Origin of the sequence: Streptomyces sp. NPDC046859, from assembly GCF_040645135.1 — a bacterium.
Taxonomy (GTDB): domain Bacteria; phylum Actinomycetota; class Actinomycetes; order Streptomycetales; family Streptomycetaceae; genus Streptomyces.
Genome location: NZ_JBEYXR010000019.1, coordinates 1 through 19,275, shown reverse-complemented (window position 1 = coordinate 19,275; position 19,275 = coordinate 1). Strand labels below are relative to the sequence as shown.

Here is a 19,275-nt window from a genome sequence, read left to right as displayed (position 1 = left end):
CCGCCGGTCAGCGGTATCGCGAGCGGACGCGGGTGGTGTCGGAGCGCCGGTGGGTCAGGCCGCTGGGCGATCCGCCAGGGAGCGGGTCGCCTGTTCGATGAGGCGCTGCAGATACAGCCCGCGTGTCGCGTCGAGCGCGGTGGGTCGGCCGGTGCGCACCGCGGTGGCGAAGGCGCGGCGCAGGATCGGCCAGCACTCCTCGTGGTCGATGTCGGCCGTGTCGTAGGACAGAGGCCGCTGAGGTCCGAAGAGGTCGATGCGGGTGAGCGTGCGGGGGACGGCGACGGCGCCGGACAGGGACGCCTGGCTGACCGCGCCACTCTCGTGTTCGCAGGTCAGCTCGACCCAGCGGCGCGAGTCGCCACTGCTGCGGATGGCCTTGATGGGTCCGATGGCGGTGTCGAGCAGGTCGAGGAGGTGCGGGCCGAGATCGAGCAGCGCGCCGTGTTCCAGTCGCCAGCCGGTGGCGAACTCCCCGCCCAGGAAGGCGCCGTGAAGGTAGCAGGAGCGGGCGCCGGTGATCTCCCGGGCGCGGGCGGCCTCCAGGAAGGTGTCGGTGGCCGGGTGGTAGCGCTTGGTCAGCACGAGTTGGGAGACGACGCCGGCGGCCTGGACGGCGTCGGCGACGCGTTCGGCGGCGGCGAGATCGGGACCGAGGGGCTTCTCCAGGAGCAGGGCCTTCCCCCTGCGGGCCGCGCGGGGGGCCAGCTCGGCCTGGACGGCGGGCGGTACGGCGAAGGCGATCGCCTCGCAGCGGTCGAGGAGTTCGTCGAAGGAGGAGGCGACGTGGGCGCCGTAGGGTGCTGCGGTCTCGTGCGCTGCCGCGGGGCGACGGGCCCATACGGCGGTCAGGCGGGTCTCGGGCCCGGCGGCGAGCATCCGGGCGTGCATGGCGCGCGCCCATGGCCCCGCGCCGACGAGGCCGACCTCGACGGGCGGGTGGGTGAAGGGGCCGGAAGGGGTGGTCACGGCGGTGGTCCTGTCTGTGCTCGGGCCCTCGGTCGGGCACGGCCCGTTCAACGGTGGGGGTGTGCCGGCTCTCGCTGCGGGCATCGCGTCTTTCACGAGGTGAGGGCGGCCAGTCGGGTGTCGGCGCGGGCGGGGGAGTAGAGGAACTGCACGACCATGGAGGCCGCACCTATGACGCCGGCGTGGTCTCCCAGGCGCGAGGTGACGACCTGGAGGTTGGCGGTGGCGCGGGGGAAGGCGCGTTGGTAGAGCAGTTCGCGGACGCCGGTCATGAACGGGGCCCCGGACAACTCCCCGGCGATCATGAGGACTCCGGGGTTGAGGAGGCTGACGACGGTCACCAGGACCTCTCCGGCCCGGCGGCCGGCCTCGCGGGCGAGCCGGATGGCGTCGGGGTTGCCCTCGGCCAGCAGGCGCTTGACGTCGGAGGCCGAGGCGGCTTCGGTGTGCAGGGCGGACAGCTGACCGGCGAGCGCGCGGCCACTGGCGACGGCGGCCAGGCAGCCGTGGGAGCCGCACATGCACAGCGCGTCGGGCCGGTCGTGCAGGCGGATGTGTCCGATGTCGCCGGCGCCGCCGTCGATACCGCGGTAGACCTCGTCACCGACGACGACGCCGGCCCCGATGCCGGTGGAGACCTTGACCAGGACGAAGGCCGTGCAGTCGCGGTGGTTGGCCTGGTGCTCGGCCAGCGCCATGAGGTTGGCGTCGTTGTCGACGAAGACGGGGACGGGCCCGTTCTCCATGCTGGGGCCGACATGCTCGGCGTAGGCCCTTTGCAGGCGTTCCCGGATGGGGAACTGGTCCCACCCGGGCATGATCGGGGGCTGGACGACGCGTCCGGTGTTCCAGTCGACGGGTCCGGGGACGGACAGGCCGATGCCGCAGACGCGTTCGGCGTCGACGCCGGCCGCGGTGATCAGCTCGGGGAACCAGCCCGCCAGTGCGTCCAGCACGTGGTCGGGGCCGTCGCCGATACGCATCGGCCCGGTCTGCTCGGCGAGGATCGTGCCGGCGAGGTCGAGTACGGCGGCCCGTGCGTGGCGGGTCTCCAGGTCGACGGCGATCACTGCGGCGTGCGAGGGGTCGAAGACGATCTGCTGGATGGGACGCCCGCCGGTGGAGGGTCCGACGGTGTGCTTGAGCCAACCGGCGCGGTTGAGCAGGTCCAGACGCTGGCCGACGGTCGACCGCGACAGTCCGGTGACCTGTTGCAGATCGGAGCGGGTGTTGGCCCGACCGCTGCGGATGAGTTCCAGCAGCTCCCCGGCGGTGACCTGATTCGTCGTCAGCATCTGGCCCCTCATGTGGTCAGCTCTTGTCGGCACCGCTGGTCAGACCTTCGGTCAGCAGGCGTTCGGCGGCGAAGAACAGAAGTACCACGGGGATCGTCAGCACCACGGACCCGGCCATCAGGACGGTCTTGGGCACCTCCACACCGTTGGAGAGCTGTGCCAGGCCCAGGGAGACGGTCCACTCGCCGGGGTCGGCGGCCAGGAAGAGCAGCGCGAAGAGGAACTCGTTCCAGGCGATCATGAAGACGTACAGGCCGGTCGCCATGAGGGAGGGCAGAGCGACGGGCAGGATCACCTTGCGGACGGTCTGCAGGCGGCTGGCGCCGTCCAGGGCCGCGGCCTCCTCGATCGAGTAGGGGACCGTGACGAGGTAGTTCTTCAGCATGTAGATCGACACCGGCACGGTCTGGGCGACGTAGACGATGGCGAGTCCGGTCAGGCTGGAGGACAGGTGCAGCTTCGCGAAGATGACGAACAGCGGCACGGCCAGCAGGGTGGCGGGGAAGAGGTAGACGGCCAGGAACAGCGCGCTGACCTGGCGGTGGCCGAAGAACTTCAGGCGGCTGATGGCGTAGGCGCCGGGGACGGCGGCCAGCAGGGTCAGGGCGACGGTGCCGAGGGAGACCAGGGCGGAGTTGAGCAGGAACTTCAGGAAGCCCTGGCCGCCGGCGTCGGTGGAGCGCAGCACGTCGCGGTAGGTGGTGAGGGTGAAGTCCTTGGCGGAGATCCACAGGGATCCGGGGTCGAGCAGCAGTGCGTCGATGGGCTTCAGCGACAGCAGCAGCATGTAGTAGAAGGGCAGCAGGGTGATCACTGCGAGGAAGGCGATGACGAACCAGCGCAGGACGCCGAAGAACCTCTCCTCGAACCGGGCGCGCGTCATCACGACTCCTCCTGGACCTTGTTGCCGAAGAACTTGAAGTAGAAGCCGAGCAGGATCATGAGCGAGGCGGCCAGGACCAGGGCCTGGGCCGCGGCGGCTCCGACGTCGTAGCGGGCGGTGAGGAAGTCGTACACCCGCACGGCCGCCACGTCGGTGCCCGCGCCGCCGCCGGTGAGCAGGTAGACGTCGTCGAACTTGTTGAACGTCATGATGAAGCGCAGGACGCACAGCAGGGCGATGACCGGCATGAGCTGCGGCAGCAGGATGTGGCGGAAGCGTTGGGTGGGGGTGGCGCCGTCGACGAGGGCGGCTTCCTCCAGGGCGTCGGGGACGGCCTGGAGACGGGCCAGGATGAAGAGGAAGGCGAAGGGGAAGTAGCGCCAGCACTCGAAGGCGATGACGGTCAGCAGGGCGAGCGGGATGTCGAAGTGCCAGCCCAGCACGTCGACTTCGTAGGCGCGGGTGGAGAGGAAGGCGACGGGGTCCTCCCAGCCGAACAGCCGCCGTCCCCAGTCGTTGACCACGCCGTACTGCGGGCTGAGCGCGACTTCCCAGACGAACGCGACGGCGACGACGGGGGCGACGTAGGGCAGCAGCATGGCGGCGCGCAGCAGTCCGCGGCCGCGGAAGGGCTTGCGCAGGGCGAGAGCTGCGATCAGGCCGAGGGCGACCGAGCCGAAGGTGGAGCCCGCGGTGTAGAGCAGGGTGGTGGTGAGGCTGGACCAGAAGCCGGCGGACGCGAAGACCTGGTCGAAGTTGTCGAGGGTCCAGTTGCCGAACAGGCCCATGCCCTGGATGTCGACGAGCTTGGCGTGCTGGAAGGCGAGCAGGATCGTCCAGGCGATGGGGAGGATCACCACGACGAGGACGACGATGAAGGTGGGGGAGACGAACGCCAGGCCGGCGCGGTTGGCGCGGCGGCTGGCGGTCATGGGCCGGCGGCGTTCTGCGGGGCGCTCGGCCGGCGCGGTGTGGGTGTCGCGGCGCTGCGGTGCGCCGGCGGGGGCTGTTGTCATGAGCGGACCTTCGTGACGTGCATGCGGGCGGCTACTGGAGGGACTTCTGCAGGGCGGAGACGTCGTCGTCGGTTTCCTGTGCCGCCTCGGAAGGGGAGATCTGCCCGCTGGTCATGGCGCCGATGGCCTTGGGGACGGGCAGTTCGCCGTTGGTGGCGCCGACGAGGGCTCCTTCGCCCTGAGTGATGCCCCAGCGGCGCATGTCGCTGACGCCCGCGGCGAGCTGGTTGAGCAGGCTCGCGGGGTAGACCTGGTCGAACGGCTTCTTGGTGTCGACGCCGATCTCGCTGTGCCGCCAGGCGTCGAGGTAGCGGCGGGGCTCCGCGGCGGTGCCGTTGCGGACGGGGATCTTGCCCTCGGGAGCCATGCCGAACCAGGACTCGTAGCCGGTGCCCATCATGTACTCGATGAACTCCTGGGAGGCCGCCGTCTCGGCGGTCTTCGTGGTGACCCAGGAGGTGATCTCACCGAACTGGGCGGCCTCGGCGGCGTCGGGGCCCTTCATGGCGGTCACGATGCCGCTGTTCCGGGCGAGGTAGCGGGGGTCTTCCTTGCACTGAGAGCAGCTGGGCAGGGCGTCCTTGCGCAGGCCGGCGAGCTCGTCGAGCAGGAACGAGGACCAGATGATCATCGAGGACCGGCCGGCGAAGTAGGTGGCGCGGGTGGAGTCCACGGTCTGGGTGCCGGGGGCCCCGTAGGCGCGGGCGAGCGCGTCGTAGGTCGTGAACGCCGTCTCGCACTGCGGGGACTCGAGGGCGACCGCGTGCTGGTCGTCGACGAGCTGGCAGTCGTTGGCGAGGGCGAGGCTCTCGAAGCTCTGCGAGGTGAAGGCGTCGCTGGGGTCGGTGGCCGCGGAGATGCCGTAGGAGCCCTTGGTGGTGAGGGCCTTGGCGGCGGCCAGCGCCTGGTCGTAGGTGCCGGGGGCGGCCAGGTTCTTCCGGGCGAGCTGGTCCTTGCGGTAGACCAGCAGCTGGAGCCAGGCGTCGGAGGGGACGCCGAGGCTGGTGGCGCCGTCGGAGGTGAGCTGGAGGGCGTTGGCGTTGAAGGTACCGCGGCCCAGTTCACCGACGATCCGCCGGGGGATGTCGGTGTTGAGCAGGCCGTTGCTGTACATCTGCCAGACCTGGCCCATGGGGGCGGCGCCGATGACGTCGGGCAGCGTGCCGGAGGCCGCGGCCGACATGATCAGCTGCGGCATCTGGCCCTCGTCGACGCCGACCAGGTGGACCTTGATCCCGGTCTCCTCCTCGAACCCCTTGATGATCTTCTGGGTGACCGCGACCCGGTCCGGCAGGTTCTCCTGCGTCCAGACGGTGATCTCCCGGTCGGGTTTCCCGGGCCCGGTGCTGCCGGCGCAGCCCGTGAGCAGCCCGAGTGTCAGGGCTGCGGTGATGCCCACCGCGATCGCGTTGGATCGCCGGCTCTTGGTGCGCATTGCGTGTCCTCGTTCCGACTTACGTCTACTGCTCACGCATCTCAGCATCACTTATGCGTGTTGACAAGACATAAGTGGGGGCTATTGTCGACGCAACCGCACTCGCAACACCCTTCCGGAGACATCCGTGGAACGTGTCGTCCAATTCACCGGCCCCCGTCAGGTGGAGGTCGCCGAGCAGGTCACCGCCGATCTGCCCCCAGGCCATCTGAGGGTCCGCACCCGCTACTCGGGCATATCGGCCGGCACCGAACTCACCGCGTACCGCGGCACGAACCCTTACCTGACGCGCACCTGGGATCCCGAGGCCCGCCTGTTCCGCGAGGGCGCCGCCGGCATCGAGTACCCCGTGGCCGGCTGGGGCTACTCCGAGGTCGGCGAGGTCGTCGAGACCGCCCCCGACCTCGACGGCGTCCCCGGCCTGCCCCGCCCCGGCGACCTGGTCTGGGGCATCTGGGGACACCGCAGCGAAGGCATCGTCCCCGCCGAACGCATGATCGGCCACACCCTGCCCGCCGGCCTCGAACCCCTCGCCGGCGCCTTCGCCCGCGTCGGCGCCATCGCCTACAACGCCGTCCTGGCCGCCGACATCCACCTCGGCGAGGACGCCGCCGTCTTCGGCCAGGGCGTCATCGGTCTGCTCACCACCCGCCTCGCCCAGCTCAACGGCGCCCGTGTCACCGCCGTCGACGCCCTCGACGGCCGCCTGGAGACCGCGAAGCGCTACGGCGCCCACACCACCCTCAACGCCCGCACCGAAGCCGTCGCCGAACGCATCCGCGAAGCCACCGGCGGCCTCGGCGCCGACCTCGCCATCGAGATCAGCGGCGCCTACCCGGCCCTGCACCAGGCCCTGCGCTCCGTCACGGCCGGCGGACGCGTCGTGGCCTCCGGCTTCTACCAGGGCGACGGCATCGGACTGCGCCTGGGCGACGAGTTCCACCACAACCGCGTCCAGCTCGTCTGCTCCCAGATCGGCGGCGTCCCCCCGCAGCTGTCCCACCGCTGGACCGTCGAGCGCCTCCAGCAGACCTTCCTGCGCCTGGTCGCCGAGGGACAGATCGACGTCACCTCCCTCGTCAGCCATGTCGTGCCCGCCGCCGACGCCGCCGACGCCTACGTCCTGCTGGACGAGCGCCCCGCCGAGGCGCTGCAGGTCGTGCTGGAATTCTGAACGTTTCGAAAGGCCCCCTCATGCTCAAGACCGCGGCACAGGAGCAACTCCTGCCCGGAGACACCCTGCAGGCCAAGTGGGAATTCGCCCAGCAGGCCGGCTACGACGCCATCGAACTGCGCGGCAAGGGCGAACTGCACTTCGCCTCCCGCCTGGAGGAACTGCGCCAGGCCCGCAAGGACGGCGTGGTCATGCCCACCGTGTGCGTCGACATGCTGCACTTCTTCGGCGCCTTCGACGCCGACCGGCGCCGCGACGCCCTCGACCAGATGAAGTCCCAGCTCACCGTGATCGCGGAGATAGGCGGCCTGGGCGCCCAGACCCCCGCCAGCTACGGCATGTTCTCCCGCCGGCTGCCCCCCTTCGAACCCCCGCGCAGCGAGGAGGAGGACCGCGAGATCCTCCTCACCGGGCTGACCGAGCTGGGCGAGCACGCCCGTAAGGAGGGCGTCACCCTCTTCCTGGAGCCGCTCAACCGCTACGAGGACCACATGGTCAACCGGCTGGAGCAGGCCGCCGACCTCATACGCACCGTCGGCCTGGACTCCGTCCGCATCGGCATCGACAGCTACCACATGAACATCGAGGAAACCGACCCCGCCGCCGCGATCCTCGCCCACGCCGACCTCATCGGCCACGCCCAGGTCTCCGACTCCAACCGCTTCCAGCCCGGCGCCGGACACCTCGACTGGCCCGCCTGGCTCGGCGCCCTGCACACCATCGGCTACGACGGCCACCTCGCCCTCGAATGCCGGCTGACCGGCGACCCCGTCGAGGCCGTCCGCTCCGTCCCCGCCTTCCTCAAGAGGTCCGGCGCGTGAAGTCCCTCCTGGAACGGCCCGTGCCCACCGCGACCGCGGCCCTGACACTGCGGCGCGGTGCGGCGCGGGTCCTCATCGACAACTGGACCGGCACCTCCACCGTCCCCTCCCGCACCCTCTACCCCCACCAGTGGAGCTGGGACTCCGCGTTCATCGCCATCGGCCTGCGGCACCTGTCCGTGCGCCGCGCCCAGCAGGAACTGGAATCCCTCCTGACCGCCCAGTGGGCCGACGGCCGCATCCCGCACATCGTCTTCAACCCCGCCCTGCCCCACGACGCCTACTTCCCCAGCCCCGACTTCTGGCGTTCCTCCAGCGCGGGCCGGGCGGCGGGCGCACCCGCCGCCCCCGAGACCTCCGGCATCGTCCAGCCTCCGGTCCACGCCCTGGCCGCCTGGCTCGTGCACCGCGCTGACCCCGTCGAGTCGGCGCGCCGCGGCTTCCTCGCCCGCGTGGCACCTCGCCTGGCCGCCTGGCACGACTACCTCCTCACACGCCGCGACCTCGGTGGCGCGGGCCTGGCCGCCGTGGCCCACCCCTGGGAGCCCGGCATGGACAACAGTCCCAGCTGGGATCGCGCCCTCACCCGTGTCGAACCCACCGCACCGGACACCTTCCGGCGCGCCGACCTCGACCACGGACACCCCGCCGACCGGCCCACCGACCTCGACTACGGCCGCTACGTCCGCCTGGCGACCGACTACCGCGACGCCGGCTACGACGACCGGGCCACCCCCTTCGCCTTCGCGGTCGAGGACCCCTGCTTCAACGCCCTGCTCGTCGCGGGCGAACACGCCCTGGCCGCCATCGTCCGCGAACTGGGCGGGGACGGCACCGGTCACACCGAGCGCGCCGACACCCTCACCCGCCACCTGGTCGGCCGCCTGTGGGACGAGGACGCGGGCATCTTCCGGGCACGCGACCTCACCGACGACACCCTGGTCGCCCAGGACGGCGTGAGCGGCCTGATCCCCCTCCTCGTCCCCGGCCTCCCCGCACACATCACGACCCGGCTCGTCGCCACCCTCACCGGACCGCGTTTCAGCGCCCCGGCCACCCGGCTGGTCCCCAGCCACGACCTCACCGGCCCGGCCTTCGACGCCCAGCGCTACTGGCGCGGCCCCGCCTGGTTCAACACCGCCTGGCTCATCCACCGCGGCCTGCGCACCCACGGCCTGCGCGAACAGGCCGAAAACCTGCGCCAAGGCATCGTCACCGAAGCGGGAGCCTCCGACTTCGCCGAGTACGTCGATCCCGCCACCGGCGACGCACGCGGCGCCCGGCACTTCTCCTGGACCGCCGCGCTCACCCTCGACCTGCTGTGCGCCGACCGCGAGGAGCCCACCGCATGAGCCCGGCCGACGACCACATCCAGCTCGTACGCGACGCCACCTTCGTCCGCCTCGACGCCGCGGGCGCCATCACCGGAACCCGCGGCCGCACACCCGACGGCCTGTTCCTGCGCGACGCCCGCCACCTCAGCCGCTGGCAGCTCACCGTCGACGGCACAACACCGCTCGCCCTGGCACCGGCCGACGCCGGCAGCGACGACACCGCCACCTGCGTACTGACCCCGGCCGGCACCCGCGACGACCCGCCCGCCTACACCGTCTTCCGCGAACAGACCGTCGCCGCCGGGTCGTTGAGCGAACACCTGCGCCTGGTCAGCAACCGTCCCGAACCGGTCACCGCCCACGTCGCCCTCACCGTGGACGCCGACTTCGCCGACCTCTTCGAACTCCGCGCCGACGACCGCCACTACGACAAACCCGGCGCCCAGCACACCACCCACGTCACCTCGGAGGGAGTGCTCCTCGACTACCGCCGCGCCGACTGGCACTCCTCAACCACCCTGACGTCACGGCCCGTTCCCCATGACGTCACACCCGCCGACGACACTCCGCACTCCACCGCCCGCACCCTCACCTGGCACCTCCCGCTCGACGCCCACGGCGAAGCGGACCTCCACCTCACCGTGCACGCGCGGCCGCACGGACTGCCCGAGCCCCCGGCGCCGTCCCGGCCGGCCCGCCCGGCGGCCACGGCCACCGACGACCTGACCCGCACCTGTGAACGCGGGCTCGCCGACCTGGACCTGCTCACCATCACCGCCACCGGCGTCGACGGCGAAGAGGTGCACGTCCCGGCCGCCGGCATCCCCTGGTTCCTCACCCTCTTCGGACGCGACTCCCTGCTCACCTCCTACTTCCTCCTGCCCCACCGCCCCTGGACGGCCGCCGCCACCCTCAGCGCTCTCGCCGCCACCCAGGGCACCCGCCACGGCCCCGTCAGCCGCGAGCAGCCCGGACGCATCGTCCATGAGACCCGCCACGGCGAACTCGCCCACTTCCGCCAGGTTCCCTACGGCCGCTACTACGGCGCCGTCGACGCCACCCCCCTCTTCCTGGTCCTCCTGCACGCCCACTACCAGCAGACCGGCGACCCCTCCGTGGCCAGGCATCTGGAACAGCACGCCCGCCGCGCCGTCGACTGGATGTTCACCGACGGAGGCCTCACCCGCCACGGCTACCTCGTCTACGAACCCGACCCCGGCGGCCTGGTCAACCAGAACTGGAAGGACTCCGCCGGCGCCGTCTGCTTCACCGACGGCACCCAGGCCGACGGCCCCATCGCCGTCTCCGAAGCCCAGGGCTACGCCTACGACGCCCTCCTGCGCACCGCGGAACTGGCCGAGAACCTCTGGCAGGACGGACCCTACGCACAGCGCCTCCGGGAAAGCGCCGCGGACCTGCGCCGTCGCTTCACGGCGGACTTCTGGATGACGGGCGCCGACTTCCCCGCGCTCGCCCTCGACGGCCACGGCCGCCAGGTCGACGCCCTCGCCTCCGACGCCGGACACCTGCTGTGGTCCGGCATTCTCGAACCCGAGGCCGCCCGGCGCGTCGGACGGCGGCTGATGGAACCGGACTTCTTCTCCGGCTGGGCCGTCCGCACCCTCGCCGCCGGGCAGAAGCCCTACCACCCGCTGTCCTACCACCGCGGCAGCGCCTGGCCGCACGACAACGCCGTGATCGCTCTCGGACTGGCCCGCCACGGCCTCGCCGACGAGGTCCGCCGACTCGCTCAGGGCCTGCTCGCGGCCGCCGCCTGTCACGGCGACCGCCTCCCGGAGGTACTGGCCGGCTACGACCGCACCGCGACCAGCCGACCCGTCCCCTACCCCCACTCCTGCTCCCCGCAGGCCTGGGCAGCGGCCACACCCCTGGCCCTGCGGACGGCACTGGAGTCCGTCTGACGTCGAGCCGATCGAATCGACCACCACCGACTCGCCCGCATCGGAGCGACCTCCGGGAGCGGGAGGAAGACGAGGCACCGCTGGAGGACTTCACGTGAGCACCTACCACGCCAGCCCCAGTGCGCCGTCCGAGCGGGCGCTGCGCCACTGGCCGGCTGGAGGGAGCGGCTGGGCGAAGACGCGAAGACTCACCCGAACCTGACGCTCGACACCGTCAACCGGCCGAAGAACCCCGCGGGGGTCGTCGTTTCACTCCGTCGCAGCAGGCATTGTCCGGCGATCAGCGTGCGATGACGCAGAAGGGATGTCCGGCTGGATCGGTGAGAACTCGAGCTTTGTCGCCGTGCGGCTGATGATCAGGCTTGCCCGCACCGAGCTCCCTCAGCCGGGCCTCGGCTTCTCCCAGGTCCTCATCGACCTTTGCCCCGCAACCATGTCCGCAGGTGAGGCACGCGGTAAGCCTTGTCCGCAGGGATGCGCTGAGCCTTGCAAGTTGGTGTCGCCTGCTCCGAAACGTCGGATCATCGCAGCTCAGGGGCCCTTCTGCGTTCCGGTATCAAGATCCGGACCTACTAGACTGGTCGAGATCGAGCAGGCCCACGCCTGACCCGCGCCGCTGATCCGCCCGGCCCTGCTGCGCTCTCGGCAAGGTGCTGAAATCCGGATGATGCGAAAGGAACAGGGAAGCTAGCGTGCGCGTATGGATCTTGAACCCGGAAAGAACGTGCCCGCCGTTCCCGTTCCTCTCGATGCCGAACTCCAAGTCGCTTATGACGCCTACCTAGCGGAAGAACCGGACTTGGCGCCGATGAGCCTCGAGAAGCTGTCGGTGGTCCGCGCGGAGGTCGACGCCGCGGTGGCGGCGCTCGAGGACCTCAGCCATGGCGGGCGCTTCACCGTCGTCCAGCCTTCGGTGCCCGGCCTGGACGGCGCCCCCGAGATCCCGCTGCTGGTGTGCACACCCTCCGGCGCGCCCGCATCGCGGCCGGCGCTCTACTTCATCCACGGCGGCGGCTTCTACGGTAGTGATCACCGCACCGGGCTCGACCAGATACTCGAGACGGCCGAGCGGTTCGGGGCCACGCTGATCTCGGTCGGCTACCGGCTCGCGCCCGAGCACCCCTACCCCGCCCAGATCAACGACGCCTACGCCGGTCTGTTGTGGGTCGCCGACCACGCGGACGAGCTCGGCATCGACTCGGAACGCATCGTCGTCACGGGCTTCAGCGCAGGCGGCACCCTCAGCGCCGCGCTCGCTCTGACCGTGCGCGACAAGGGCGGTCCCCGCCTGCTCGGCCAGCTGCTGATTGCCCCGCTGCTCGACGACCGCAACGACAGCGCCTCAGCCCTGCAGATGGACGACGTCGAACTCTTCGACCGCAGCCGCAACGGGTTCGCCTGGAGCTCGGTGCTCGGCGACGCCCAGGGCGGAGCTGACGTGCCGCAGTACGCTGCGCCCGCCCGCGCCACCGACCTGGCCAGCCTGCCGCCCACATACCTCGACGTCGGCTCCGCCGAGTGCCTGCGCGATGAGATCCTCGCGTACGCCGACCGGATCTGGCAGGCCGGCGGCGAAGCCGAGCTGCACGTGTGGCCCGGCGGAATCCACGGTTTCGACCGGAAAGCCCCCGAGGCGCGGATCAGCAAGGCCGCTGTCGCGGCACGCCGCAACTGGCTGGAGCACCTTCTGAACGCGTCGGGCTGGAGGCGGCGTGACCAAGCTGCAGGACGTGCATAGGCTTCCGCGCGTGGCCAGTGAATCTCTTCCCTGCAACCGGTTCATAGGTGAGTTTCAGGAACTGGCACATGGTCGCCCCGACGGCCCCGCACTTCGCGACTCGGTCCGCGACCACGCCGCCCCGGGCGAGGAGAAGCTGGTGCGTTATCTCCGTTCAGGATCTGCCCTTGCCGTCACCGGATCACCAGTCCACGACGCGCTGAGCAACGAACTCATCGGCGCGTTGGAGCTGCACACTGACGGCGAGTGGTTCTGGTACTCAGACCTACCTCACTACGTCGAGCGCTACCACGTCCTGCTGGACGAAACCTTCGTCGATCACGCACGCGCACACCACTGGACTCCACCCGAACTCTCTGCGGAAGATCTCATCCAGCTCGGAGACACTCTGGACGCGGCGCTCGATGCCGAAGACGCCGGGGACACGCAGCCGTGACTGGCCGCCCGGGGCCACGCACGCGGTGGACGATCGCCACCCGTTGAAAAAAGGAGCAGGACTTGGCGTCCTCGTGCCCGCATCCTTGCGACGCGGGACGAGGACGCCGGGGCGGACGGGAGTCCTGCGGAGGTGCTCAGGCGTGCCGGGGTGGGGCTTGGTCGCCCGGCTGCCGGCTGCGGGTCGTTACGCCGGATCGATACGGAAGACGCTGCCGCCGATCGCGAAGACGTACAGTTCGCCGCTGGCGCCCTGCGCGAAGGAGATGACTTCGCCGCCGTTGACCCCGAGGTCGTTCACGGCCGTCACCTTGCCGTTCTTCAGCCGCAGCGAGCGGATGGTGCCGTCGCAGTAGTCGCTGAAGACGTACTGGCCCTTGAGAGCTGGTATCGCCCTGCCCCGGTAGACGTAACCGCCGGTCACCGAGCAGCCGAAGTTGGTGCGGTCGTATTCATGGACCGGCGGTACGTGGTTCGCGGGCTCCGTGCCGCCGCGGAAGGGATGGGTGCCCTCCATCTGACCCCAGCCGTAGTTCTCTCCGCCCTTGCTGCTCGCGGGGGCCCAGTCGATCTCCTCCCAGTCGTTCTGGCCGACGTCGCCGATCAGCAGGTCGCCCGTGCCCGCGTCGAAGGAGAACCGCCAGGGGTTGCGCAGTCCGTACGACCAGATCTCACCCTTGGCGCCCGGGGTGTTCACGAACGGGTTGTCCGCCGGGATCGCGTAGGGCGTGCCGCCCCTGGGGTCGATCCGCAGGAGCTTGCCGAGCAGTGTGCCCAGGTTCTGGCCGTTGCCGTGCGGGTCGCCGCCGGAGCCCCCGTCGCCGAGGGCGACGTACAGGTAGCCGTCGGGGCCGATCTTGATGTCGCCGCCGTTGTGGTTCGCGTAGGGCTGTGTCTGGGTGAGGACGGTGCGGCGGGTGTGGCGCTGGATCTTGCCCTTGCGTACGGCGAACTCGTCCACCGTGCTGGTGCCTTCGAGGTTCGTGTACGAGATGTAGAAGTGCGCGAACCGCCTGTCGAACGCGATGCCGAGAAGCCCGCGTTCGCCGTCGACGGTGGTCTCCGCTGAGATGTCCAGGACGGGTCTGCCGAGGCCCTGGTCGCCGAGGACCCGGACCGTGCCCGCGCGTTCGGCGATCCAGAGCTTCCCTCCGGGGCCGGCGGCGCCGGCCGTGGGGTTCTTGGCCGTGGCCACGTTCTTGAGGGTGATGTGCGCCGTCTGCCGTGGGGCAGCGGGCTCGTCGGCGGATGCCGTGGTCAGAGCGAAGGATGCGACGAGACAGATGGTGCCGATGATCGCCGAGCTTCTGGTGCGAACTCTCACCGTGTTCCTCCTGGAGGCGGTGAATCGGCAGGTCGCGTGACTGCCCGGGCCGGTCGTGCGGGGTCGTCTGTGACAGCGTGCAACCTGTGGGGGTGTGGGGAGGGAACCCTGTGCTACCGGCCGGATACGGGTGAGGATACTGGGACGGCCGCCCTTGGTATAGACCAGCTCCGCCGAGCGCCGCCAATCGGCCGGCTGTCTTCGCAGCTTGAGATCCTGAAGGTCGACCTGGGCGGCCGTTGGGTCACGGTCCCCAAGCGCGGCCTCTATGACCGGTACCGCGTGGATCCCGGCCTCGACGAGGTCGCCCGCGACCCGCGCGTCAGCGGCGTGGACTTCTTCCGTCAACTGCCCAAGACCAAGGTCGAGTCCGGCTCCGGGCGGCCACGCCTCGGCAGACTTCCCGCCCGAGCGGTGAACGCGTCAGCTCGCTCACCTCTACGCCGCGGTCGACGGCGCATGGCACGCCATCCTGAGTCAGACCAACGTGCTGAACGCCGAGACCGCGCGCCTGCCGCGTGACCTCACCCTCCAGGTCGGTCAGGGCCGTATGCCGGACGACCTGCGCTCACTGAAGCCGTTCAGGACCGTTCAGTTCGACGTGATGACGGAGGGGCAGCTCGCCCTGTACATGCCGGTTCCCACCTCGGTCCCGAACCGGCACAAGCGGCGCGGCTCCACCGCCTGACCATCGATCAGGCCACCCGCTCCGGTGTCGCCCGCGGCACGGTCCCTGCTGGCTTCATCACTCGCACCACGCTCCGGCGGCTGAGCTGGCGGGTACCGTCCCCCCCACGGTTGTGCCGAGGCAGAGGCACGTGCCCCGGCGCACAGCGGAGGCGGAGCGCGAGCTGGCGGAGTGCGTGTACAGCGCGCGGTTTTGCCCGGCGCAGCTCGGCGGCGGGGAAGGCGAAACCCAGGACCGCGTCGGACAGCTACCGCGTCCCGTCAGCGATGCCGAGTACCCGGCGTGTCTCGGCTGCGATCTGCCGTATCTCGCCGGTGGCTACCACGAGGACCGGGACCCCTCTCGCCGCCTGATCGATGCGTCGGTGGCCCTCCCGCATCAGATCTTCCAGTGGCGGGACGAGCAGCCCGCCTCGTACACCGAGAACAGCCAGAGCCGAGCAGATCTCCTCACGTACCTCGGGTTGGTCCTCGCCGATCTCCCCGGTGAAGACCAGTGCGTCCAGCCGGTCCAGCGAGGCGGCCATCGCGGCGATGCCCCTACGGCAACTGAGTGTGAACGTCGCCAGCGCCAACGCGGCCGCTGCATCACCCTCCGCGCGGGCACGCACCAGGTCCCGGGTGTCCCCGGAGGTGGCGGAGAGGCCGAGCAGACCGGAATGCCGATGGAGCGTGTTTTCCAGTTCGTCCGTACTCAGACCATGCCGCCGCTGCAGCCACAGCAGCGCACCGGGGTCGAGGCTGCCACTGCGCCGGCTCATCACCAGGCCCTCCAGCGGAGTGAGGCCCATGGTGGTGTCCACGCTGCGTCCGTTCCGGACGGCACAGGCCGAGCAGCCCCCGCCCAGGTGCACGAGCACGACCTGGAGGTCGTCGACGGGTCGGCCCAGGGCCTGCGCAGTCCTCTGCAGGGCCCACGCGTAGGAAAGTCCGTGGAAGCCGTACCGGCGCAGCCCGTATTCGGCTCGCCACTGCTCCGGCACGGCGTACGTGCGCGCTGGTGCCGGCAGATCCTTGTGAAAGACCGTGTCGAAGCAGGCGACATGAGGAACGTCGGGCAGGAGTTCTCGTGCGGCGTCGACCATGCACAGGGCCGGCGTCACGTGCAGCGGCGCGAGATCCGCGACGTCCGCCAGCAGGGACCGTACGCGTGCGTCGATCGGCGTATGTCCCGTCAGGTGGGGACCGCTGTGGACGATGCGGTGACCAACCGCCACAGGGGCGGGCACCTCGCTGAGGACGTTCCGCAGTTCCGCCGCCGCAGCAGGCCCCGGGGGCTCCGAGGAGTGTCGATCCGCCACCCGTTCACCGTCCGCCGCGAACAGAACTGTGCGAAGGCTCGAGGAGCCGGCGGCGAGGACCAGTACCTGACCCTCACGGCTCTCGTCGGAGCGGTCAGCACTCATCACACACCTCCAGTGCGCCTGCGTCTTCCCGCACGGTCGTCCTCCGGCACGGTGGGCCCGCCACGAAGTGCGTCCTTTGCTCAGGGGTGGCCTCGGTGGCGATCGGGTTGTGCCCCGCCCGACTCGGCAGGTCGGTCGGGAAGGACGCCGATGTCCCCGTCGCCCTCCTCCAGAGCGGGTACCCATGCCTCGGCCACGTCGTCCTGGCCGTTCGCCGCCGAGGGCGCCGTCGGCGTCCGTCTGCCAGTGGTGCCCCGGGGGGGCGGGGGCGCGGTTCCTCCCGCAGACCGAAGGCGAGGTCCGTGGCCGAACCACTCCGGTGACGACCCGCCGCGCTAGTCATCGTGGTTCTCCTGAAGCTGGCGGCGACGCTCCTGTTCGCGCTTGGAGTAGGCGGCCGCCCGGATCGCCTCGTCGCTCTCCAACCCTGATCCCAGCGCGCCGCCCACCGTGGCGACCGCAGCGACGAAACAGGCCAGCGTCACGTAGTCCTCGGCGTGCAGCGGGGTTCGCGTCGTGGAAGCGAACACACGGTCGTTGAGAATGAACAGCGCCCACACCCAGTTGATGACCAGCAATCCCACATAGCAGACGAGCACCCCGATGCCCACGGTCGCGACCGTCGAGGCGTTGTACAACCGCGTCCTCTGCCTCGCCTCCGGCGACTTCTCTGCCGATCGATGCCACAGCTCCGCGTCTATGATCAGCCATCCGACCATGATCGCGACCGATCCGACCGTGGCGATCACAAGGCGTGGCGTCCCGAGGGAAGAGGCCAGGGTCCAGATGGTGGAGTTCACGGTGGCGGCCGCCCCCGTGGCGAGCGCGGCCGCCAGAGCTTTCGACAAGCCCGGCACCAACCGCCACGGTCGGTTGGCGCGGACCATACCGGCGAGCACCCTCAGGTAACCGCGCGGCCCGTCGGCGACGTACCGAAGATCCTCGGTCTCCTTTTCACCGGATTGGTCAGGATGAACAGGCGCGGGACGATCGACGGAGAGCCCCGGAAGCGGCTGACTCCGTGGAGGTCCGTCAGCCCCGGTCATGTCCGGACCCGCCATGCCGAGCACGACTTCTTCCACGGCCTGCCGGGCCCTCGTCTGCAGTCGCAGGCCTCCCAGTGAAGGCAGAGAGAGCAGCGCCAGGCCGTGTTCGTGATTCAGGTTCACAGCGAGCCTGCGCCCGTTCGAGTGCAGCGGAAGGTCGGTGAGGGCCACGACGATGTCCCAGTTCTCCGCACTCCCACGGTCCATGATGCGGCGCATCAGAGTGGGCGGGTCTTCCACCCCGGCGGTGAAGGGCTCACTGACCACCTCGACGTCGAACCGCCGCCCCTGGCCCGACTTGTCGGCGAGCCGAGTGGAAAGAGTCCGGGCCATGCGCTGAGCGATCTCCGTCGGCGCGTCCGGATCCGCCAGGAGAGCCACGACTGTAACGCCCTGCGACGAGACCTGCATGACTGGACCTCCTCGTCGGCTGCCCTGCCGCGCCCCAAGTGCCCACAGACGCCGCCGAGATAACGTCGAGGCCGTGTGACAGGCCGGCCCCCACTCGCAGGTGCAGGCGGTCACGGGGCACGTGGGCCACCTGAGCTTCCTCCGGGCCTGGGCCTGCAGTCTCGCCGGGACCACCCGTCGGGTGCACGACCCTCCTCCCCGGGGTGCGCCTATCGTCTGGGCGCCTCACGGGCTCAGTCCGCGAGTTCGGCCTTGCGTGAATAAGACCGCGTGACTAGAGGGAAGTTGACTGAGGATTTGATTCAGTTCTCCGCCGGTGACAGCGACGGCAACGGTGGTCAGGACCGCGAACCACCCCGGATCTCGCGCCTCGCCGGCCCGGCCGCGGTTCCGGACGGGCGTCCGGAACCGCGGCGTTCGCGTCTCAGCCGCTGCTCCCGGTGCTTTCACTCGACTCGCTGATCTCGACGTGGCGGGGCTTTGCGACATCGGCCTTCGGGACGGTGATGGTGAGCACCCCGTCCGATATCTGCGCGTTGATCTTTTCGGTGTCGACCTCTCCCGGCAGCCGCAGCCGATATTCGAAGGCTCCAACGCGGCGGGTGCTCCGCCGCAGGACGCCTTTGCGTTCCTTCTCCTTGATTTCTCCGGTGACCACCAGCTCCTGGCCGTTCGCCTCGATGTCTATGTCCTTGCCCTTGACACCGGGGAGTTCGATCTCGATGCGGAAACTGTCGTCGGACTCCGTGACGTCCGCCAGGGGTGTCCACGCGACTGCGGGCGCCGCGGCTCCCACCGTGGATTCGATCAGCCCGCTCAACTCGTTGAGCAGTTGGTCGTACTCCGTCAGCGGATTGCGTGACCAGCCAACCGGCCTGGCTTGCATTGCGGCACCCCGCTGGTGCCGGACAGGCGTAGCCATTCCCATCGCCTCTTTCTCCTTCTTGTGATCTCGTCTCTCTTCGGGGTCATGCGAGCCATGCGGACTCTTTGTGGCGTGTGTGGGGGGAGGCGTCGGTGTGGCCCGCGACGGCTGATGTGCCCGTGGTGCCGGGGACGGCTGAGTGTCCCAGGTGTCGGTGGATGTAGTGGATGCTCATGGAGCCTTCGCCGGCTGCGGAGGCTACGCGTTTGACGGAGCCGCTGCGGACGTCGCCGACGGCGAAGACGCCGGGGAGGCTGGTTTCCAGGCTCATGCAGGTGCGTCCGCGGCTCTGCCAGATGTCGGGGGTGGTGCAGGCTTCCTGGGCTTCGGGTCCGGTGAGGACGAAGCCGCGGGAGTCCAGGGCGAGGGTGCCGGTGAGCCATTCGGTGTGGGGGTCGGCGCCGGTGAAGACGAACAGGCTTCGTGCGGGCAGGCGGCGGTGCTCGCCGGTGCG

15 protein-coding genes and 4 pseudogenes are annotated in these 19,275 nt (G+C 70.2%); 7 read left to right on the top strand and 12 right to left on the bottom strand.

Annotated features, from left to right (window positions below; translation table 11 throughout):
• Positions 1-54: 54 nt before the first annotated feature.
• The 5 genes from ABZ899_RS25700 to ABZ899_RS25680 form a co-directional block, all read right to left on the bottom strand.
• Positions 55-969 (bottom strand): Gfo/Idh/MocA family oxidoreductase, encoded by a 915-nt coding sequence (locus tag ABZ899_RS25700; RefSeq protein ID WP_361350351.1) that lies wholly within the window; start codon positions 967-969, stop codon positions 55-57.
• 92 nt (positions 970-1,061) lie between these two features.
• Complete coding sequence (locus ABZ899_RS25695) at positions 1,062-2,276, bottom strand: ROK family protein (RefSeq protein WP_361350349.1); 1,215 nt, start codon at positions 2,274-2,276, stop codon at positions 1,062-1,064.
• A 4-nt stretch (positions 2,277-2,280) separates the two neighbouring features.
• Positions 2,281-3,147: a carbohydrate ABC transporter permease gene (locus ABZ899_RS25690; RefSeq protein ID WP_361350347.1), complete on the bottom strand. Its 867-nt coding sequence runs from the start codon at positions 3,145-3,147 to the stop codon at positions 2,281-2,283.
• Complete coding sequence (locus tag ABZ899_RS25685) at positions 3,147-4,163, bottom strand: sugar ABC transporter permease (RefSeq protein WP_361350346.1); 1,017 nt, start codon at positions 4,161-4,163, stop codon at positions 3,147-3,149. Before ABZ899_RS25685 ends, ABZ899_RS25690 begins: the two co-directional genes overlap by 1 nt.
• Positions 4,164-4,194: 31 nt before the next feature.
• Positions 4,195-5,598 (bottom strand): extracellular solute-binding protein, encoded by a 1,404-nt coding sequence (locus ABZ899_RS25680; protein ID WP_361350344.1) that lies wholly within the window; start codon positions 5,596-5,598, stop codon positions 4,195-4,197.
• Between the two features lie 127 nt (positions 5,599-5,725).
• On the opposite strand from ABZ899_RS25680, the gene ABZ899_RS25675 reads away from it, so the two are divergent.
• The 4 genes from ABZ899_RS25675 to ABZ899_RS25660 are packed head-to-tail and all read left to right on the top strand — an operon-like array spanning position 5,726 to position 10,849.
• On the top strand, positions 5,726-6,772 hold the full coding sequence (locus ABZ899_RS25675; protein ID WP_361350342.1) for a zinc-binding alcohol dehydrogenase: 1,047 nt from the start codon (positions 5,726-5,728) through the stop codon (positions 6,770-6,772).
• Positions 6,773-6,792: 20 nt separating this feature from the next.
• Positions 6,793-7,593 (top strand): sugar phosphate isomerase/epimerase family protein, encoded by an 801-nt coding sequence (locus tag ABZ899_RS25670; RefSeq protein WP_361350340.1) that lies wholly within the window; start codon positions 6,793-6,795, stop codon positions 7,591-7,593.
• The gene (locus ABZ899_RS25665; protein WP_361350338.1) at positions 7,590-8,945 is read left to right on the top strand and encodes a hypothetical protein; all 1,356 of its coding nucleotides are present in this window, start codon (positions 7,590-7,592) and stop codon (positions 8,943-8,945) included. Before ABZ899_RS25670 ends, ABZ899_RS25665 begins: the two co-directional genes overlap by 4 nt.
• The gene (locus ABZ899_RS25660; RefSeq protein WP_361350336.1) at positions 8,942-10,849 is read left to right on the top strand and encodes a glycogen debranching N-terminal domain-containing protein; all 1,908 of its coding nucleotides are present in this window, start codon (positions 8,942-8,944) and stop codon (positions 10,847-10,849) included. The genes ABZ899_RS25665 and ABZ899_RS25660 overlap by 4 nt, the downstream gene beginning before the upstream one ends.
• A 280-nt stretch (positions 10,850-11,129) precedes the next feature.
• Here ABZ899_RS25660 and ABZ899_RS25655 read toward each other — a convergent pair.
• Positions 11,130-11,270: pseudogene (locus ABZ899_RS25655) on the bottom strand (VOC family protein); the annotation flags it as partial.
• Between the two features lie 279 nt (positions 11,271-11,549).
• On the opposite strand from ABZ899_RS25655, the gene ABZ899_RS25650 reads away from it, so the two are divergent.
• Positions 11,550-12,587 (top strand): alpha/beta hydrolase, encoded by a 1,038-nt coding sequence (locus ABZ899_RS25650; protein ID WP_361350334.1) that lies wholly within the window; start codon positions 11,550-11,552, stop codon positions 12,585-12,587.
• On the top strand, positions 12,562-13,023 hold the full coding sequence (locus ABZ899_RS25645; protein WP_361350332.1) for a hypothetical protein: 462 nt from the start codon (positions 12,562-12,564) through the stop codon (positions 13,021-13,023). Before ABZ899_RS25650 ends, ABZ899_RS25645 begins: the two co-directional genes overlap by 26 nt.
• A gap of 186 nt (positions 13,024-13,209) precedes the next feature.
• Here ABZ899_RS25645 and ABZ899_RS25640 read toward each other — a convergent pair whose 3' ends face one another.
• Positions 13,210-14,346, bottom strand: a complete 1,137-nt coding sequence (locus ABZ899_RS25640) for a PQQ-dependent sugar dehydrogenase (protein ID WP_361350330.1) — start codon at positions 14,344-14,346, stop codon at positions 13,210-13,212.
• Positions 14,347-14,532: 186 nt separating this feature from the next.
• Between ABZ899_RS25640 and ABZ899_RS25635 the strand changes: the two are divergent.
• Positions 14,533-15,034, top strand: a pseudogene (locus ABZ899_RS25635) (hypothetical protein).
• Positions 15,035-15,281: 247 nt separating this feature from the next.
• Here the strand turns inward: ABZ899_RS25635 and ABZ899_RS25630 are convergent.
• From ABZ899_RS25630 to ABZ899_RS25610, 5 genes and pseudogenes are all read right to left on the bottom strand, one after another.
• Positions 15,282-16,439 (bottom strand): acetate/propionate family kinase, encoded by a 1,158-nt coding sequence (locus ABZ899_RS25630; RefSeq protein ID WP_361350328.1) that lies wholly within the window; start codon positions 16,437-16,439, stop codon positions 15,282-15,284.
• Positions 16,440-16,774: 335 nt separating this feature from the next.
• Positions 16,775-17,896, bottom strand: a complete 1,122-nt coding sequence (locus ABZ899_RS25625; protein ID WP_361350326.1) for a hypothetical protein — start codon at positions 17,894-17,896, stop codon at positions 16,775-16,777.
• 225 nt (positions 17,897-18,121) lie between these two features.
• A pseudogene (locus ABZ899_RS25620) lies at positions 18,122-18,244 on the bottom strand (DUF2267 domain-containing protein); the annotation flags it as partial.
• A gap of 76 nt (positions 18,245-18,320) precedes the next feature.
• Positions 18,321-18,782 carry an Hsp20/alpha crystallin family protein gene (locus ABZ899_RS25615; RefSeq protein WP_361350324.1) on the bottom strand — a complete coding sequence of 154 codons (462 nt, stop codon included), beginning with the start codon at positions 18,780-18,782 and terminating at the stop codon, positions 18,321-18,323.
• A gap of 82 nt (positions 18,783-18,864) precedes the next feature.
• A pseudogene (locus ABZ899_RS25610) lies at positions 18,865-19,275 on the bottom strand (cyclic nucleotide-binding protein); the annotation flags it as partial.

What these genes read in the sequence shown, in the direction of transcription:
- ABZ899_RS25690 (WP_361350347.1), bottom strand. Translation starts at nt 3,147, where the DNA reads ATGACGCGCGCCCGGTTCGAGGAGAGGTTCTTCGGCGTCCTGCGCTGG.
- ABZ899_RS25670 (WP_361350340.1), top strand. Translation starts at nt 6,793, where the DNA reads ATGCTCAAGACCGCGGCACAGGAGCAACTCCTGCCCGGAGACACCCTG.
- ABZ899_RS25625 (WP_361350326.1), bottom strand. Translation starts at nt 17,896, where the DNA reads ATGCAGGTCTCGTCGCAGGGCGTTACAGTCGTGGCTCTCCTGGCGGAT.
- ABZ899_RS25660 (WP_361350336.1), top strand. Translation starts at nt 8,942, where the DNA reads ATGAGCCCGGCCGACGACCACATCCAGCTCGTACGCGACGCCACCTTC.
- ABZ899_RS25695 (WP_361350349.1), bottom strand. Translation starts at nt 2,276, where the DNA reads ATGAGGGGCCAGATGCTGACGACGAATCAGGTCACCGCCGGGGAGCTG.
- ABZ899_RS25630 (WP_361350328.1), bottom strand. Translation starts at nt 16,439, where the DNA reads ATGAGTGCTGACCGCTCCGACGAGAGCCGTGAGGGTCAGGTACTGGTC.
- ABZ899_RS25650 (WP_361350334.1), top strand. Translation starts at nt 11,550, where the DNA reads ATGGATCTTGAACCCGGAAAGAACGTGCCCGCCGTTCCCGTTCCTCTC.
- ABZ899_RS25685 (WP_361350346.1), bottom strand. Translation starts at nt 4,163, where the DNA reads ATGACAACAGCCCCCGCCGGCGCACCGCAGCGCCGCGACACCCACACC.
- ABZ899_RS25615 (WP_361350324.1), bottom strand. Translation starts at nt 18,782, where the DNA reads ATGCAAGCCAGGCCGGTTGGCTGGTCACGCAATCCGCTGACGGAGTAC.
- ABZ899_RS25680 (WP_361350344.1), bottom strand. Translation starts at nt 5,598, where the DNA reads ATGCGCACCAAGAGCCGGCGATCCAACGCGATCGCGGTGGGCATCACC.